The following is a 15,657-nucleotide window of genomic DNA, read 5'->3' as shown; positions in this document are numbered from 1 at the left end:
CAATGGCCCCGTGAAAGGGGCCACTGTTGTGCACACTCTCCATTGGAGTCAGTCATGCGTTACATCAGTACCCGCGGCCAGGCACCGGCCCTGAATTTCGAAGACGTCCTGCTGGCCGGTCTGGCCACTGACGGCGGTCTGTACGTCCCGGAAAACCTGCCACGTTTCACCCAGGAAGAAATCGCTTCCTGGGCCGGCCTGCCGTATCACGAGCTGGCTTTCCGGGTCATGCGCCCGTTTGTCACCGGCAGCATCCCGGACGCCGATTTCAAAAATATCCTCGAAGAAACCTACGGTGTGTTCTCGCACAGCGCTGTTGCGCCGCTGCGTCAGCTCAACGGCAACGAATGGGTGCTGGAGCTGTTCCACGGCCCGACCCTGGCGTTCAAGGACTTCGCCCTGCAACTGCTCGGTCGTCTGCTCGATTACGTGCTGGAAAAGCGCGGCGAGCGCGTGGTCATCGTCGGTGCCACCTCGGGTGACACCGGTTCGGCCGCCATCGAAGGCTGCAAGCACTGCGAAAACGTCGACATCTTCATCCTGCACCCGCACAACCGTGTGTCCGAAGTGCAGCGTCGGCAGATGACCACCATTGTCGGCGAGAACATCCACAACATCGCCATCGAAGGCAACTTCGATGACTGCCAGGAAATGGTCAAGAACAGCTTTGCCGACCAGAGCTTCCTCAAGGGCACGCGCCTGGTAGCGGTGAACTCGATCAACTGGGCGCGGATCATGGCCCAGATCGTCTACTACTTCCACGCAGCGCTGCAGCTGGGCGGCCCGGCGCGTTCGGTGGCGTTCTCGGTACCGACCGGCAACTTCGGCGACATCTTCGCCGGTTACCTGGCGCGCAACATGGGCCTGCCGATCAACCAGTTGATCGTCGCGACCAACCGCAACGACATCCTGCACCGCTTCATGAGCGGCAACCAGTACGTCAAGGAAACCCTGCACGCTACGCTGTCGCCGTCGATGGACATCATGGTTTCGTCGAACTTCGAACGCCTGCTGTTCGACCTGCACGGTCGTAACGGCGCGGCGATTGCCGGGCTGATGGATTCGTTCAAGCAGGGCGGTGGTTTCAGCGTCGAGCAAGAGCGCTGGACCGAAGCCCGCAAGCTGTTCGACTCGCTGGCCGTGGATGACGCGCAAACCTGCGAAACCATCGCCGAAGTCTACGCGCAATGCGGCGAAGTGTTGGACCCGCACACCGCCATCGGCGTCAAGGCCGCGCGCGAATGCCGCCGCAGCCTGGACATCCCGATGGTGATCCTGGGCACCGCACATCCGGTGAAATTCCCGGATGCCGTGGAGAAAGCGGGTGTAGGAAAAGCTCTCGAACTGCCTGCACATCTTTCTGATTTGTTCGAGCGAAACGAGCGCTGCACCGTTCTGCCAAACGAGCTGAAAGCCGTACAGGCCTTTGTCAGCCAGCACGGCAACCGCGGCAAGCCGCTGTAAGCCGAAAAAGCTGTCACATTTTGAAGCCCGTCTCCTGACGGGCTTTTTTGTTTCTGCTGCCACACTGCTCGGGTTTTCGCCCATGAAGGACGGGTGAGTCGATCACGAAGGAAGTGGCAATGCTGTTTGAAAGAGGATGGAAACACGCCCTGAAGCGGGTTTTTCTGTTATGCCTGTTGGTTGGCTGGCGCGTGGGCGTTGCGGCGCATCTGGCGCATGATGAAGAGCAGTTGAACATCGGCACCGTTGTGCTGAGTGAAGCCGAGCGGCAATGGGTTCGCGATAACCCGACGGTGATCGTGGCGGCGGAGCAGTACCCGTTGTACCTGTTTCTGGATGAGCATGGTCATTGGAGCGGCTTGAACAATGATGTGCTCAAACGCATCAGCGCCATGACCGGGTTGCAATTCGTTTACCGGGAGTCGTTTTCCACCGCGCAGATGCTCGAGCGCCTGGAAACCGGTGCCGCAGACATGAGCACGACCCTGGCGATGAATGATGAGCGCCGTTTGAGTCTGGATTTCAGTCATGCCTTTGGCGGTGCCGGCTGGGTATTTGTCGGCCGCGCCGGCGAGCCTGGAGTGCAATCGCTGGAGCAGTTGGCCAAACGGGTGCTGGTGTTGCCGGGTCGGCATGCGCTGGAGGGGGTGATCCGACGCGATTATCCGTCCATCGAATTACGTTCGGTGAAAACCTATGCCGAGGCACGGGCGCTGGTCGAAAGCGGTGAGGCCTATGCCACCATCGAAAACGAAATCGGTGCGCAGCTCTATCCCTCAGGCTTGCTGAAGGTTGGCGAATTGCTGGAGGGAAAATGGGAGGCGGATCTTCTGGCCGTGCGCAAGGGTCAGCCGCAATTGCTGAGCATCCTGAACAAGGCGCTTGAAGCGTTCCCGGCTTCCGAACTGCGGGCCATTCGCCTGAACTGGCTGGGCGGCATCGGGCCGAAACCAGCTGCTGCGGGCTGGCAACACTGGTCGCGTTTGGGCTACTGGGGTGTGTTTGTGGTGGGGGCTTTTTGTGGGTTGTCGCTGTTATGGCATCGGCGAATGGCGGCGCTGATCAAACAGCATCGAGACGTGCAAAGCCAACTCGGTGATCAATTGGTCTTCCAGCGCGCGCTGATAGACGCCATGCCTGACCCGGTGTTCGTTCGCGACCTGGAAGGGCGTCTGATCCTCTGTAACAAAAGCTACGAAGAGGCGTTGTCGATCCGCTTTGAGCAGGTGCAGGGGTGTCGCTTGATCGACGTCGATGCCCTGCCGCGTGCCACCGCCGGCATGCTGCATGAGGAGTTCATGATTCAGCTGAGAACCCGCCGAACCCGCTTCAGCAGACGTCGCCTGCAATTCAAGCAGGGTAATCGCGACATCTATCAATGGACGGTGCCGTTTTACTGTGCCAGTGGGGAGTTGCGAGGCCTGCTCGGCGGGTGGACGGACATCACCCGGCGTGATGCGGCAACGACGGGACATCCGCATTGATATAGGGAAATTTCCTATATCACGCGTTTCCTTTTCCGATGGGGGACTGAAGGAGGCTGCCCTAAAGTGGGCGGCAACTGCGGACGAGTCCGCGATTGCCGTTTCAGAGGTCGTCCATGCGCTCGCTCAAAGTACTGATTCTCGAACCCGATCCTTATCGAATGATGGCGTTGCACCAGATGCTCAATGCGGTCGGTATCTACGACGTGCTGACAGCGCCGTCGCTGGCGTCCGCAAAGTGCTCGCTGGAGCGCCGCATCCGGGTCGACATAGCGATTTGCGATCCGCAACTGCGCGGCGGAGAGGGCCTGGCGCTGATCCGTCATCTGGTGGCCGGGCGGGAAGCGCGGGCGCTTATCCTGCTGGGGCGTGTGGCACCCGGCCTGCTGAGTGATCTCGAAAGCCTGCTGCACCAGCAGGAGCTGAAACTCCTGGGGCGTTTGCAAACGCCGGTCTCGGCGGTGCTGATGCGCGGGCTGCTGGACAGCTACCTGCAAGCGGCAGCCCATCCGGCGGGGGCTTGAGCCGATGGTTATGTTTCTGTCATCTTCACCGTGCATGCTCTGACAGACCGCTAACTGCTCCGGGAGCAGCGCGGTATTCAGAACTTTCTTCTCGGGCCGGTGGTCATTTATTGTGAACACGCCCTAGGCACAATGTTTTCGGACTATTGAGTGGAGATCGAGATGGAAAGTATCAGTCTATTGCTCGGTGAGGCTCTGAGCCCGTATCAGGTGACGTTGACTCCGTGTGGCGCCCATGGCGAATGCCTGGTGACGCTGAAGAACAGCAACGGCGCCCTCGTGGTGGAGCGCGAATTCAATCAGGCGCAGTTGAGCGACAAACGCCTGCTGACAGATGTGGTTGACGGTTTGCACCGTGACGTCCTGATCGCTGAAGGGCGGCTGGAGCCCTGTGTGATTGCGGCCTTGCGCAATGCGGCGCTGGATAAGCGTGCGGCCCTGTAAAGATGAAATATTTTTTGTGGGAACCTTCCTGCATCCCCGTCAGTCAGACCCCATAACAGCAGGATCAAGCATTGTGCTCCGGTGCTTGTCGCTTGCTGCTACGGGTCTTTAAGCAGACCGCGTTTAACCCCGAGTTGTCTCCCCACTGCTCGGGGTTTCTTTTTGCCCGCAGGTTTTACTGCGTGGCCTGTTGCTCGAAAAAAATCCGCGCCTGTTGCAGATAATCCGTGCGCATTTCGGGGTCCAGCCAGTCGGCATACGACTGGTTCAGTTGCTCGTGGGGCAGGGTACGCAGCAGTTGGTTGATCTCACTGATCGCCTGACGGCCCTGAGGCGTATCGGAACACCCGACAAAGCCAGACAGATACTTGCCGGTGCCGCGAATCGGAAAGAACACCAGTTCGTCTTCGGCAATTTGCGCCTGCTGCGCCTGATAGCGGATCTCCGGCCAGTAACCCAGCACCACTTGCAGACGCCCCAGGCGCTGCATCGACAGCAGGCTGCTCAGGGCGTCGTTGCCATAATGCGGCGTCAACGCACCGCCGGGAGCCTGCTTGAGCAGACTGTCGAGATACTCGCCGTAACTGCGTTCCGCGACAACTCCGACCTTGATCTCGCCATTGGCCAGAAATGCCGGCAGATCGACTTCACCGTCGATCAGGTAAGGCGCCAGTACGCTGCGATCCTTCTGACGCACCACCAGACCATTACTGACAGCGCGAAACGCCGGGATAGAGAAAGTGATCCATTGCGTGCGCTCCTTGCTCCAGATCAGCGACGGATCGCAGGTAAAGGACGGCTCGTGCAGCATCTGCATGCCGCGGGCGCGATTGACCCGCATCAGCGTGTGTTCGTATTGCGGCATGCCGGCGATCAGCATCGGCATCAGTTGATCGATGACGCCCTGGCCCTTTTTCGGGCCTTCGAAGATGGTCAGGGGCGGCAGGTCGCGCAGCAACCAGACCAGCGTGGGCTTCGCTTGCGCCCAGGCGGGCAGGGCGAGCAGAAACAACAGGCCGAACAGCCGCCACGTCCACCAGTGGTGGGCGCGGTTGGCGTCCGATGTCTGCCGATGTTTCAGCTTAGATAGCTCCGTCTGCGCGCAACCGGGCGATCTGCTGTTCGTCGTAGCCAAGATCGTGCAGTACCTGCGCATTGTGTTCACCGAGTTGCGGTCCGACCCATTCGGAAGTACCCGGTGTCTCGGAGAGTTTCGGCACGATGCCCGGCATCTTGAAAGGCTTGCCGTCCGGCAGCTTCGCCTGCAGGAACATTTCCCGGGCGAGGTACTGCGGATCGCTGAACATGTCCTCGGCACTGAAGATCCGGCTGGCCGGCACTTCCGCCTGATTGAGCAGGTCGAGCACGCTTTGCAGCGGCAGCGAATTGACCCAGCGGTCGATCACGCCATACAACTCGTCGCGGCGACTGTCGCGCCCGTCGTTACTCGCCAGTGTCGGGTCGTTGGCCAGATCCTCGCGGCCGATGATCAGCATGAAACGCTTAAAGATTGCGTCGCCATTGGCACCGATCTGCACATGCTTGCCGTCGGCACTGGTGTGGATCGATGACGGCGTGATGCCCGGCATGATGTTACCGGTGCGCTCGCGGATGAAGCCGAACACGTCGAACTCCGGCACCATGCTTTCCATCATGGCGAAAATCGCCTCGTACAACGCGACATCGACCACTTGGCCGAGACCGCCGTTGACCTCGCGATGACGCAGCGCCATCAGCGCGCCGATGACGCCCCACAACGCGGCAATCGAGTCACCGATGGAGATCCCGGTGCGCACCGGTGGCCGGTCTTCGAAGCCGGTGATGTAGCGCAAACCGCCCATGGACTCGCCGACCGCGCCGAAGCCCGGTTGATCCTTCATCGGCCCGGTCTGGCCGAACCCCGAGAGGCGCACCATCACCAGTTTCGGATTCAGCGCGTGCAGGGTTTCCCAGCTCAGCCCGAGTTTTTCCAGCACGCCGGGGCGAAAGTTTTCGATCAGGATGTCGGCTTCGCCCAGCAGTTTTTTCAGGATCGCCAGGCCGTCGGGGTGCTTGAGGTTCAGGGTCAGCGACTTCTTGTTGCGCGCCTGGACGAACCACCACAGCGAGGTGCCTTCATACAATTTGCGCCACTTGCGCAGCGGATCACCGCCGTCGGGCGATTCGATCTTGATCACTTCGGCGCCGAACTCGCCGCAGATGCGCGAGGCGAACGGCCCGGCAATCAACGTACCCAATTCAATGACTTTCACACCGCTGAGCGGTTTGTTGGCGAACGGCATACTGAATCCTGTAGGACAAGGCTGAGCGGATACAGCGTTTTAACATAGCCGGCTGTCAGACGCCGCAGGTTGATCGCCATCAATTCGATGATTGCCTACGGCATCGGTTAGACTTGCCGACTTTCCTCGTATCAAGAAGCCCGTTCATGGCCCAGCCGTCTACCACGTACAAATTCGAACTGAACCTCACTGACCTCGACCGCAGCATCTACGAGAGCGTCAAGCAGACCATCGCCCGTCACCCTTCGGAAACCGAAGAGCGCATGACCGTGCGGCTGCTGGCCTACGCCCTCTGGTACAACGAGCAGTTGTCGTTTGGCCGTGGTCTGTCGGACGTGGATGAACCTGCGCTGTGGGAAAAAAGCCTGGATGATCGCGTTCTGCACTGGATCGAAGTTGGCCAGCCGGACGCCGATCGTCTGACCTGGTGCTCGCGTCGCACCGAACGCACCAGCCTGCTGGCCTATGGCAGTCTGCGCGTGTGGGAAGGCAAAGTGATCCCGGCGATCAAGAACCTGAAAAACGTCAACATCGCCGCTGTGCCGCAGGAAGTGCTGGAAACCCTGGCCAAGGACATGCCGCGCGTCATCAAGTGGGACGTGATGATCAGCGAAGGCACGATCTTCGTCACCGACGACCGCGGTCAGCATGAAGTCCAGTTGCAATGGCTGCAAGGTGAACGCGGCTGATCCTGCGTCGTTCACTGATTAATCCCACGTATTCAAGAGAAGTTTCCGTTAGCCCATGCGTATTGATCCTCGACCGTTGCCTGCCACGCTGCCGTTTCTCGGTGACCTGCCACCTTTGCTGACCCGTTTGTACGCGGCGCGGGGCGTGCAATCCGAGGCGGAGCTGGATAAAAGTCTGGCGCGGCTGATTCCGTTCCAGCAGCTCAAGGGCATCGAGGCAGCGGTGGATCTGCTGGTGACGGCGCTGGAGCAGCGTCAGCGGATTCTGATCGTCGGTGACTTCGACGCCGATGGCGCGACGGCCAGTACGGTCGGCGTGCTTGGCTTGCGTCTGCTGGGCGCGGCGCATGTCGATTATCTGGTGCCGAACCGCTTCGAATACGGCTATGGCCTGACCCCGGAAATCGTCGAGGTTGCCCTGGCGCGCGAGCCGCAGTTGTTGATCACTGTCGACAACGGCATCTCCAGCGTCGAAGGTGTGGCGGCGGCGAAAAAGGCCGGGCTCAAGGTGTTGATCACCGACCACCACTTGCCCGGCGATGAACTGCCGCTGGCCGATGCGCTGGTCAACCCGAACCAGCCCGGCTGCGAGTTTCCGAGCAAGGCGCTGGCCGGGGTCGGGGTGATTTTCTACGTGTTGATGGCCTTGCGCGCGCGCCTGCGCAGCCTTGGCTGGTACGAGAGCAAGCCGCAGCCGAACATCGGCGAACTGCTGGATCTGGTGGCGCTGGGCAGCGTTGCCGACGTGGTGCCGCTGGATGCCAACAACCGGATTCTGGTGCATCAGGGCCTCGAGCGGATTCGCGCCGGGCGTGCACGACCGGGGATCAAGGCAATTCTTGAAGTGGCCAAGCGTGACGCGGCGCGAATCACTTCCACCGACCTTGGATTTATCGTCGGCCCGCGCCTGAACGCGGCGGGGCGCCTGGACGACATGAGCCTCGGGATCGAATGCCTGCTCACTGCCGACGCCAATCTGGCGCGGGAAATGGCCGCGCAACTGGACGGCATGAATCAGGATCGCAAATCCATCGAGCAGGGCATGCAGCGCGAGGCGCTGGCCCAGCTCAAGGACTTGCCGGTGGAATCGATGCCGTTCGGCCTGTGCCTGTTCGATCCCGAATGGCACCAGGGCGTGATCGGCATTCTCGCCTCGCGCATGAAAGAACGTTATTTCCGCCCGACCATTGCCTTCGCCGATGCCGGTGACGGTTTACTCAAGGGCTCGGGGCGTTCGGTGCAGGGTTTCCACATTCGCGATGCTTTGAGCGTGGTGGCGGCGCAGCATCCGAACCTGATTGCCAAGTACGGTGGCCACGCGATGGCGGCCGGTCTGACTTTGCCGCAAGAGAATTTTCCGCTGTTCGCCGAAGCTTTCGATGCCGAAGTGCGTCGGCAACTTCGTGAGGAGGACCTGACCGGGCGCATGCTTTCGGATGGCACGCTGGCGGTCGAGGAGTTCCATCTGGAACTGGCCCGCGCCCTGCGCCATGCCGGGCCTTGGGGCCAGCACTTCCCGGAGCCGCTGTTCCATGGCGTGTTCCAGTTGGTCGAGCAACGGGTGGTCGGCGAGCGGCACTTGAAAGTGGTGCTGAAAAGCGAGTGCGGGTCGGTGAAGCTGGATGGCATCGCTTTCGGCATCGACCGTGATGTCTGGCCGAACCCGACCATTCAGTGGGTCGAGCTGGCCTACAAGCTCGACGTCAACGAGTTCCGGGGCAACGAGACGGTGCAACTGATGATTGCCCACATCGAACCGCGCTGACGCCATTCGCGAGCAGGCTCGCTCCCACAGGCACGGTGTTGACTTTGTGGGAGCGAGCCTGCTCGCGAAAGCACCCTTTCACACACTGAATCACTCTGAACCCTCCCTCATCCCCGGTTGTCGACTAGGCTCTAAGCACTGCTTGATTGGCCTTGTGACGTCTGTCGAATGTTTTGCCCGCGGGGGCGGGTGCTGCACCTTTTCCTGTCACTCGTCGACTTTTCAAACAGAACCCTGGAGCCTGCCCACTGATTTGAGAGGTGCCCCATGAGTCTGCTGCTCGAACCCTTTACCCTTCGCCAACTGACCCTGCCCAACCGCATCGCCGTGTCGCCGATGTGCCAGTATTCCAGCGTCGACGGTCTGGCCAACGACTGGCATCTGGTGCACCTGGGCAGCCGTGCGGTGGGCGGTGCCGGCCTGATTTTCACCGAGGCCACGGCGGTCACCGCCGACGGGCGGATCACCGCCGAAGACCTCGGTTTGTGGAACGACGAACAGATCGAACCGCTGCAACGCATCACCCGTTTCATTACGGCTCAGGGTGCGGTTGCTGGCATTCAACTGGCCCACGCCGGGCGCAAGGCCAGCACCCATCGGCCATGGATCGGCAAACACGGCAGCGTCAAACCGGAGGATGGCGGCTGGATCCCGGTCGGGCCGTCGCCGATTGCCTTCGACCCGCAACACACGCAACCCAAGCAGCTGGATGAAGGGCAAATCGCCGAAGTCATCCAGGCCTTCGTTGCTGCGGCCAGACGTGCGTTGACCGCAGGTTTCAGCGTGGTCGAGGTGCATGCCGCCCACGGTTATCTGCTGCATCAGTTTCTGTCGCCATTGAGCAATCAGCGCCGCGATCAATACGGTGGTTCGTTCGAAAACCGTATTCGGCTGGTGTTGCAAGTCACCGAGGCCGTGCGCGAGGTCTGGCCACAAGAGTTGCCGGTGTTTGTCCGGGTTTCGGCCACCGACTGGGTGGAAGACGGCTGGAACCCGGATGAAACCGTGGAACTGGCGCGCCGCCTCAAGGCACTGGGAGCGGACCTGATCGACGTCTCCTCCGGTGGTACCGCCGCCAACGCCGAGATTCCGGTGGGGCCGGGTTATCAGACGCGCTTCGCCGAACGGGTGCGTAAGGAGTCGGGCATCGCCACCGGCACCGTCGGCATGATTACCGAGCCGGCGCAGGCTGAGCACATTCTGCGCACCTGTCAGGCCGACATCATCTTCCTCGCCCGCGAGCTGCTGCGAGACCCGTACTGGCCGCTGCATGCCGACGATGATCTGGGTGGGCGCAAAGCGGTATGGCCGGCGCAGTATCAGCGCGCGACCCATCGTGATCAGCCGATTCACGAGTCCGATCTGCGCGATTGATTTCGGGTTTGCGTAACGTCTATAAAACCCGCCATTGAACCGGCGGGTTTTTTCTTGCCTGCCATTTGCCAAGGATGTCGAGCATGTTGATCGAACGAGAACTGACCGAACACGACTTGCCGCTGCTGGCGCAGATCGACCGCAGCGAGCTGGTGGAGGAATGTTATCGGCTGGAAAAAGGTGAGCTGATTTTGTATCCGGTGCATTTCGATATGCGTGGCTGGCCGGAAGGGGAAGCTGAGGAAAACGCGCTGGCGCTGGAGAAGTGCTTGCGGCGCGGTGGCTGGTTGTACGGGGTTTTCGATGGGCAGGCGCTGGTCGCGGCGGTGGTTGTGGATAACCGGGTTATTCACAATCAGGGGTTGAGCATGCGCCAGTTGAAGTTTCTGCACATCAGCCGTGATTACCGCGGGCAAGGGCTGGGGGCGAAGTTGTTTGCGCTGGCCTGCGAGCAGGGCCGGCGATTCGGTGCCGAGGCGTTGTATGTTTCAGCGACTGAATCGCGCAACACTGTGGAGTTTTATCAGCGTCAGGGTTGCCGGTTGGTTGATCAGGCGGATCCAGAGTTGTTTGATCAAGAACCCAGAGACATTCATCTGTATTGCCCACTGACCTGACGCAGTTTCTTCAATAACCGATGTTGAATGTTCTGACGCATTCGCGAGCAAGCCCGCTCCCACCCTGGTTCTGTGTCGGTCGCAAACTGTGTGATCGACCGGGATCCAGTGTGGGAGCGGGCTTGCTCGCGAAGAGGCCCTTACAGGCGCCTCAAATCATCAAGGATATTTGCGCTTGTCCGGCGCCGGCGGGAAGTACTGGTACAGCCAGGTCTCGCTCAGTGTGCGGTCATTGGTGCGGATGAACAGGCGCAGTTCCACCGGGTCGACGCTGTCGCTGGTCGGGTACCAGTCGAACAGGATCCGGTAACCCTTGATGTCATCGAGCACCAGCACGCTGAAGTCCTGCACCTTGCCGTTGGAGCAGGTGACCACCGGTTCGATCCCGGTGCCCTGCGGCAGGCGATCGAGACCGCCACCGGTGAAGTCCACGGCAAAGCGACGGGCCCAGACCGGTGGGTAATGCTCGCCTGGTGCCCAGCCCTCGACGAAGCCACCCATGCCCGAACGGGTCGCATGCACCCGCGCCAGTGGCGTACCGACCGGTGGCAGGGCGCTCCAGTAGAGCTTGTAGCCATAGTTCAGCGAGTCGCCGGCAGCCACTGGCTTCTTCGGGGTCCAGAACGCGACGATGTTGTCGAGGGTTTCGCCGGTGGTAGGAATTTCCAGCAGATCAATCGAGCCTTCGCCCCACGCGGTGGTCGGTTCAACCCACAGGCTCGGGCGCTTGCTGTACCAGTCAACGGTGTCCTGATAGTTGGCGAACTCGTGGTCGGTCTGCACCAGACCGAAGCCTTTCGGATCGGTGTCGGCGAACGCGTTGAACTGCAGGGTCGCCGGGTTGTTCAGCGGGCGACAGATCCACTCGCCGTTGCCGCGCCACATCGCCAGGCGATCGGAGTCGTGAATCTGCGGGTGGATGGTGTCGCACATGCGGCGTTCGTGGGTGCCGCAGCTGAACATGCTGGTCATCGGTGCGATGCCCAGTTGTTCGATGGCGGTACGCGCGTTGATGTGGGCGTCGATCTCCATCACCACGCGCTCGGCCTGGCAATCGATGTCGAAGCGGTAGGCACCGGTGGCGCTCGGCGAGTCGAGCAGCGCATAGACCACAAAACGCGTGGCGTTCTGATCCGGAGTCTCGAACCAGAATTTGGTGAAGTCAGGGAATTCTTCGCGCTTTTTCGCGTAGGTGTCGACGGCCAGACCACGGGCCGAGAGGCCATATTGGCCAGTGGCATCCACCGCACGGAAATAACTGGCGCCGAGGAACGACACCACGTCATGGCGATCCAGCTCCGGCGCCTTGAACAGCTTGAAGCCGGCAAACCCCAGGTCGCCCTTGAGCTGTTGGGTGTCGACCGAGGTGTTCTCGTAGTTGAACAGCGTCGGGCGGAAATGCACTTCGCGCGCGGTACGGGTCTTCGGATCGACGCTGTACATGCGCACCGGCTGGCGGAAACCCATGCCGACGTGGAAGAACTGCACGTCCAGCTGACCCTTGTTCTCTTTCCACAGCGAATGATCGCCGTCGTAGCGGATCGCGTTGAAGTTCTGCGGGGTCATGGTCGCCAGCGTTGGCGGCAGCACCTGTTTAGTGTCCTGATAGGCCGAGCCGGCCAGTTGCTTGGCTTGGCGCTTGAGCGCTTCGAAGTCGAAAGCCTGGGCCTCGCCATCGGCGGCGCCACCATTGGCGGCCCAGGCACGGGCGGCCAGCAGGCCGGAAGCCGAGAGACCGGTGTAAGCCGCAATGGCCATCGACGCTTTGAGCAAATTCCTGCGGTGCATAGATACAACCTGTCGTGAGCAATCCCGCGCCGTTCCTGGCACGTGCTGGATCAGAAATTACGGTTCGGACAAGCCTTCGGCCAAACGCAACGGACTATAAACAGATGCCGGCTAGCTTAAACGGTTCGCTCGTCGAGCAGAATTCGTTGATTCACAGTGACAGAGTGTCAATGAAACAAGACATGTCGGTTAAAAATCTGACAGGGCGTTCTGATTTATGCGGCATATCTGCTTTTTTCGACTAATTACTCTAAAAACCGCTTTTCAGCGCCGATTTAATTTCTATTCTATGGGCATGACCGGTGTTGACCGGTAGGGCACACGGCGCTGCTGTAAGGGGCAGGGCGATGTGGTGGTTTAGCAATTCTTTGAAGTATTGAAGGACATCGTCCATGGCAAAAATACAAGGTATCGCCGAAATGCTCGGCATCTTTCCCTGCCTCGGCAGCGGCCGCAGAAGGCGTCGATTGAGTTCTGAAGAGCTGAAGCTGGTGGAGCGTTATCGCGAGTTGTCGGAGAGCGACCGGATTGCGATGCGGTATCTGGTGGATGCGATGCGCAGTGTTTCGCGGTTTTGAGTGGAAATAAAAAGGTGCGGACTGAAAGGTCCGCACCTTTTTATCTGGATCAGCTACACGTTCCCAGGACTGGATACGGCCGCTGGCCGCGCATCAACTCCGGCACATCCCGCCATTTGACCCACGCCTGCTGTTGCCAGTGCAGCAGCGGTACGGTAACGCCTGCCCAATGCATTGAGCTCAAGCTCGGGTGGTTTTCCACAGGGCTTGATTGAGTTTCGCGCAGCATCGGGATGACTTCATGGCTCAGCCATTGGCGCAGGTGTCGGTTTTCCGGGACGAAGTGATGGACGAGCAGGGCGAACAGGCCGGACTCGCTGACCATCGCGCAATCGATGATTTCGCCGTCCCGACGCAGGAGGACATGGCGACGCTGGTCGGGATCGAGTTTCAGGGTAAGGCGTTCGTTCAGGGGGTAACCCATCAAGCGACCGAGATCTTGCACGCAGAACCAGGCTTCGTGGTCTTGCATGAATGCGTGGAGGAAGCGGTTGTGGCGGGTGAAGACGGTGGGGGTGAAGTGGGTCGACGATGAGTTTTGGATTTGTGCAGACATGTAGTGACTTCCGATTTGAGTAGGAAAGTCGCCATCAACTCTTCGACAAGTTGGGTGGCGAACCGTATGGCGTTCGAAGTCGGGATACTTCCAGTCAAACACGGAAAAGCCAGAAGGCCCGCGCCACACGGCCCGCCATAAAGCAAAACTGAAGCTGCGAAACAGCCACAATTCAATGGAGGGCATGCAAGCACCGCGTTGACAGTTTCCGGCTTCGACCCCGGGTCGCTGAATGAACAGCGACGGGATAAAGCCTATCGGTCAGGCGCTTGCGGCGACAAGTCTACCCTTTCGCCCCACATCGTAGGAAATGGGGCTTTTTCAGGCAGGCTGTAGCTGTAGGAAATGCCTGTTTTTTTAGATTCCGCTGCTAAACCATCCCTGCACCGAAGATTTTCCTTTATGAGTTAGCAATCGGGAAAAGGGAGAAGCAATTCTGTGAGCAAAGATGAAGCGAAGGGTAAAAAGAGAAAGGTGATCGATCTGGATCGCTTCGAAGCTGTTAGAGGTAAAGCCGATATCAAATGGCGTACTGATGAATTGATGACAGTGCTTCGAGGAGACCCCGGAATCAAATCTCGATTCCGGGGTGATTCTTCTTAGCGACTCACCTTCCAAGCATCCCCAGCCGGCGCCTTCCCATGGTCATACGGCTTGCCGATCCACATGTAAACCAGCCCCAACCCAATCACGATCACCGTGCTTAACACCATCGCATAGTTCACATACCACGCCGCATCCGGCGTACGTGGCCAGGCCATGTTGATGATCGCGCCGACGCCATACACCAGCGCGCCGATGTTCACCGGCCAGCCCCAGGCGCCGAGGGTGAATTTGCCGCTGGGTTTCCAGCCTTTCATCCGCGCATACAAAGCGGCCAGCACGATCATCTGGAACGCGAGGTAGATGCCGATGGCGGCGAAGCTGACGATGGTGGCCACGGCGTCCTGCAGGAAGAAGCCGAGGGCGATGATCAGGGCGGGCAGGACGCCGGACACGAACAGCGCGGCAACTGGCACCTGGGTTGTAGGAGAAATCTTTTTCAGCAGTCGGCTGCCGATGACCATTTCGTCGCGGGCGTAGGAGTACAGCAGACGACTCGCCGCAGCCTGCAGGCTGATGACGCAGGAGATGAAGGAAATCATCACCACGCCCATCACCACTTTCGAGCCGATCGGGCCGAAGGCGTTGTTGAGGATGGTGGTGACCGGGTCCTTGTCGGTGCCGTTGATCACCGCTTGCATGTCCGGCACGGCGAGGATCAGCGCCAGGCAGGCAAACATTGCCGCGATGCCGCCGATGTAGATGGTCATGCGCATGGCCACCGGAATTTTTGCACTGGGGTTCGGGGTTTCTTCGGCGACGTCGCCGCAGGCCTCGAAGCCGTAGTAGAGGAACATCCCGGCCAGCGAAGCGGTGAGGAACGCCGGCAGGTATGAGCCATCGACGCTGATGTCGAAAGTGTTGAACAGCACACTCAGCGGTTGGTGGCGCTCGAAGATCAGCAGGTACACGCCGACGATTACCGCGCCGACCAGTTCGCAGAGGAAGCCGAACATGGCGATACGCGCCAGCACTTTGGTGCCGCTCAGATTGACCAGCGTGGCGAACAAGGTCAGCACCAGCGCGATGACGATGTTGGTGTTGTTGCTCGGCTCAAACCCGAGCATCGCCGCCAGATACGGGCCGGCACCGACGGCCACCGCCGCGATGGTCACGCACAGGGCGATGGAGTAGATCCAGCCGACCATCCACGCCCATTTTTTGCCGACCAGACGTCGCGCCCATGGATAAACGCCGCCGGAAATCGGGAACTGCGAGACCACTTCGCCGAAGATCAGGCACACCAGCAACTGGCCGCAACCGACCAGCAAGTAAGCCCAGAACATCGGTGGCCCGCCGGCCGCGAGGCACAGACCGAACAGGGTATAAACCCCTACGACCGGTGACAGATAAGTGAAGCCCAAAGCGAAGTTTTCCCACAGGCTCATGCTGCGATTGAAGTTCGAGGTGTAGCCGAGTTTGCGCAGTTGTTCGGCATCGCTGTCGGCAATGGCGGCCGAGAATTCGGGTGAGGCACTCATGGGTGTTT

Annotated in this window: 15 protein-coding genes; 10 read left to right on the top strand and 5 right to left on the bottom strand. The window is 60.1% G+C overall.

Annotated elements, in window-relative coordinates:
• Window positions 1–54 precede the first annotated feature (54 nt).
• The 4 genes from thrC (at window position 55) to VLA07_RS03050 (ending at window position 3,916) form a co-directional block, all read left to right on the top strand.
• Window positions 55–1,464: a threonine synthase gene (gene thrC / locus VLA07_RS03065; protein WP_333988382.1), complete on the top strand. Its 1,410-nt coding sequence runs from the start codon at window positions 55–57 to the stop codon at window positions 1,462–1,464.
• Window positions 1,465–1,583: 119 nt separating this feature from the next.
• Window positions 1,584–2,948 (top strand): transporter substrate-binding domain-containing protein, encoded by a 1,365-nt coding sequence (locus VLA07_RS03060; RefSeq protein WP_103368453.1) that lies wholly within the window; start codon window positions 1,584–1,586, stop codon window positions 2,946–2,948.
• 116 nt (window positions 2,949–3,064) lie between these two features.
• Window positions 3,065–3,472 (top strand): DNA-binding protein, encoded by a 408-nt coding sequence (locus VLA07_RS03055; RefSeq protein ID WP_333988381.1) that lies wholly within the window; start codon window positions 3,065–3,067, stop codon window positions 3,470–3,472.
• 162 nt (window positions 3,473–3,634) lie between these two features.
• Complete coding sequence (locus VLA07_RS03050) at window positions 3,635–3,916, top strand: DUF3509 domain-containing protein (protein ID WP_027610974.1); 282 nt, start codon at window positions 3,635–3,637, stop codon at window positions 3,914–3,916.
• A gap of 175 nt (window positions 3,917–4,091) precedes the next feature.
• On the opposite strand, the gene VLA07_RS03045 is transcribed toward VLA07_RS03050, so the two are convergent.
• Entirely contained in the window at window positions 4,092–5,072 is a 981-nt protein-coding gene (locus VLA07_RS03045) for a TIGR02285 family protein (protein WP_193774875.1), read from the bottom strand.
• A complete protein-coding gene (locus tag VLA07_RS03040; protein ID WP_027610976.1) occupies window positions 4,999–6,198 on the bottom strand; it encodes a CaiB/BaiF CoA transferase family protein in 1,200 nt (399 codons plus the stop codon). The genes VLA07_RS03045 and VLA07_RS03040 overlap by 74 nt, the downstream gene beginning before the upstream one ends.
• 146 nt (window positions 6,199–6,344) lie before the next feature.
• Here VLA07_RS03040 and VLA07_RS03035 point away from each other — a divergent pair, with 146 nt between their 5' ends.
• From VLA07_RS03035 to VLA07_RS03020, 4 genes are all read left to right on the top strand, one after another.
• On the top strand, window positions 6,345–6,887 hold the full coding sequence (locus VLA07_RS03035) for a YaeQ family protein (protein WP_027610977.1): 543 nt from the start codon (window positions 6,345–6,347) through the stop codon (window positions 6,885–6,887).
• A 55-nt stretch (window positions 6,888–6,942) separates the two neighbouring features.
• Window positions 6,943–8,652 (top strand): single-stranded-DNA-specific exonuclease RecJ, encoded by a 1,710-nt coding sequence (gene recJ, locus VLA07_RS03030; protein ID WP_333988380.1) that lies wholly within the window; start codon window positions 6,943–6,945, stop codon window positions 8,650–8,652.
• Window positions 8,653–8,919: 267 nt separating this feature from the next.
• Window positions 8,920–10,026, top strand: coding sequence for an NADH:flavin oxidoreductase/NADH oxidase (locus VLA07_RS03025; protein ID WP_330206316.1), 1,107 nt, complete (start codon window positions 8,920–8,922; stop codon window positions 10,024–10,026).
• Window positions 10,027–10,109: 83 nt separating this feature from the next.
• Complete coding sequence (locus VLA07_RS03020; RefSeq protein WP_330206317.1) at window positions 10,110–10,643, top strand: GNAT family N-acetyltransferase; 534 nt, start codon at window positions 10,110–10,112, stop codon at window positions 10,641–10,643.
• Window positions 10,644–10,802: 159 nt separating this feature from the next.
• Here VLA07_RS03020 and VLA07_RS03015 read toward each other — a convergent pair whose 3' ends face one another.
• The gene (locus tag VLA07_RS03015) at window positions 10,803–12,431 is read right to left on the bottom strand and encodes a glucan biosynthesis protein D (protein ID WP_115988137.1); all 1,629 of its coding nucleotides are present in this window, start codon (window positions 12,429–12,431) and stop codon (window positions 10,803–10,805) included.
• 392 nt (window positions 12,432–12,823) lie between these two features.
• On the opposite strand from VLA07_RS03015, the gene VLA07_RS03010 reads away from it, so the two are divergent.
• Window positions 12,824–13,009, top strand: a complete 186-nt coding sequence (locus VLA07_RS03010) for a hypothetical protein (RefSeq protein WP_003222012.1) — start codon at window positions 12,824–12,826, stop codon at window positions 13,007–13,009.
• A gap of 49 nt (window positions 13,010–13,058) precedes the next feature.
• On the opposite strand, the gene VLA07_RS03005 is transcribed toward VLA07_RS03010, so the two are convergent.
• On the bottom strand, window positions 13,059–13,565 hold the full coding sequence (locus VLA07_RS03005; RefSeq protein WP_247267976.1) for a BRO-N domain-containing protein: 507 nt from the start codon (window positions 13,563–13,565) through the stop codon (window positions 13,059–13,061).
• A gap of 438 nt (window positions 13,566–14,003) precedes the next feature.
• Between VLA07_RS03005 and VLA07_RS03000 the strand changes: the two genes are divergently transcribed.
• Complete coding sequence (locus VLA07_RS03000; protein WP_160056119.1) at window positions 14,004–14,168, top strand: hypothetical protein; 165 nt, start codon at window positions 14,004–14,006, stop codon at window positions 14,166–14,168.
• On the opposite strand, the gene VLA07_RS02995 is transcribed toward VLA07_RS03000, so the two are convergent.
• Window positions 14,165–15,649: an APC family permease gene (locus VLA07_RS02995; protein ID WP_333988379.1), complete on the bottom strand. Its 1,485-nt coding sequence runs from the start codon at window positions 15,647–15,649 to the stop codon at window positions 14,165–14,167. The genes VLA07_RS03000 and VLA07_RS02995 overlap by 4 nt on opposite strands.
• Window positions 15,650–15,657 lie beyond the last annotated feature (8 nt).

The sequence above is a fragment of the Pseudomonas sp. S3(2024) genome (assembly GCF_036861315.1).
Classification (GTDB): Bacteria; Pseudomonadota; Gammaproteobacteria; order Pseudomonadales; family Pseudomonadaceae; genus Aquipseudomonas; species Aquipseudomonas putida_A.
Note: the sequence above shows the minus strand (reverse complement) of the source record. Positions and strands in the feature narration are given on the sequence as shown.

Bases quoted from the DNA above. Each gene is read 5' to 3' on its own strand.
- thrC (WP_333988382.1), top strand. From the start codon at position 55: ATGCGTTACATCAGTACCCGCGGCCAGGCACCGGCCCTGAATTTCGAA.
- VLA07_RS03060 (WP_103368453.1), top strand. From the start codon at position 1,584: ATGCTGTTTGAAAGAGGATGGAAACACGCCCTGAAGCGGGTTTTTCTG.
- VLA07_RS03055 (WP_333988381.1), top strand. From the start codon at position 3,065: ATGCGCTCGCTCAAAGTACTGATTCTCGAACCCGATCCTTATCGAATG.
- VLA07_RS03050 (WP_027610974.1), top strand. From the start codon at position 3,635: ATGGAAAGTATCAGTCTATTGCTCGGTGAGGCTCTGAGCCCGTATCAG.
- VLA07_RS03045 (WP_193774875.1), bottom strand. From the start codon at position 5,072: ATGCGCAGGTACTGCACGATCTTGGCTACGACGAACAGCAGATCGCCC.
- VLA07_RS03040 (WP_027610976.1), bottom strand. From the start codon at position 6,198: ATGCCGTTCGCCAACAAACCGCTCAGCGGTGTGAAAGTCATTGAATTG.
- VLA07_RS03035 (WP_027610977.1), top strand. From the start codon at position 6,345: ATGGCCCAGCCGTCTACCACGTACAAATTCGAACTGAACCTCACTGAC.
- recJ (WP_333988380.1), top strand. From the start codon at position 6,943: ATGCGTATTGATCCTCGACCGTTGCCTGCCACGCTGCCGTTTCTCGGT.
- VLA07_RS03025 (WP_330206316.1), top strand. From the start codon at position 8,920: ATGAGTCTGCTGCTCGAACCCTTTACCCTTCGCCAACTGACCCTGCCC.
- VLA07_RS03020 (WP_330206317.1), top strand. From the start codon at position 10,110: ATGTTGATCGAACGAGAACTGACCGAACACGACTTGCCGCTGCTGGCG.
- VLA07_RS03015 (WP_115988137.1), bottom strand. From the start codon at position 12,431: ATGCACCGCAGGAATTTGCTCAAAGCGTCGATGGCCATTGCGGCTTAC.
- VLA07_RS03010 (WP_003222012.1), top strand. From the start codon at position 12,824: ATGGCAAAAATACAAGGTATCGCCGAAATGCTCGGCATCTTTCCCTGC.
- VLA07_RS03005 (WP_247267976.1), bottom strand. From the start codon at position 13,565: ATGTCTGCACAAATCCAAAACTCATCGTCGACCCACTTCACCCCCACC.
- VLA07_RS02995 (WP_333988379.1), bottom strand. From the start codon at position 15,649: ATGAGTGCCTCACCCGAATTCTCGGCCGCCATTGCCGACAGCGATGCC.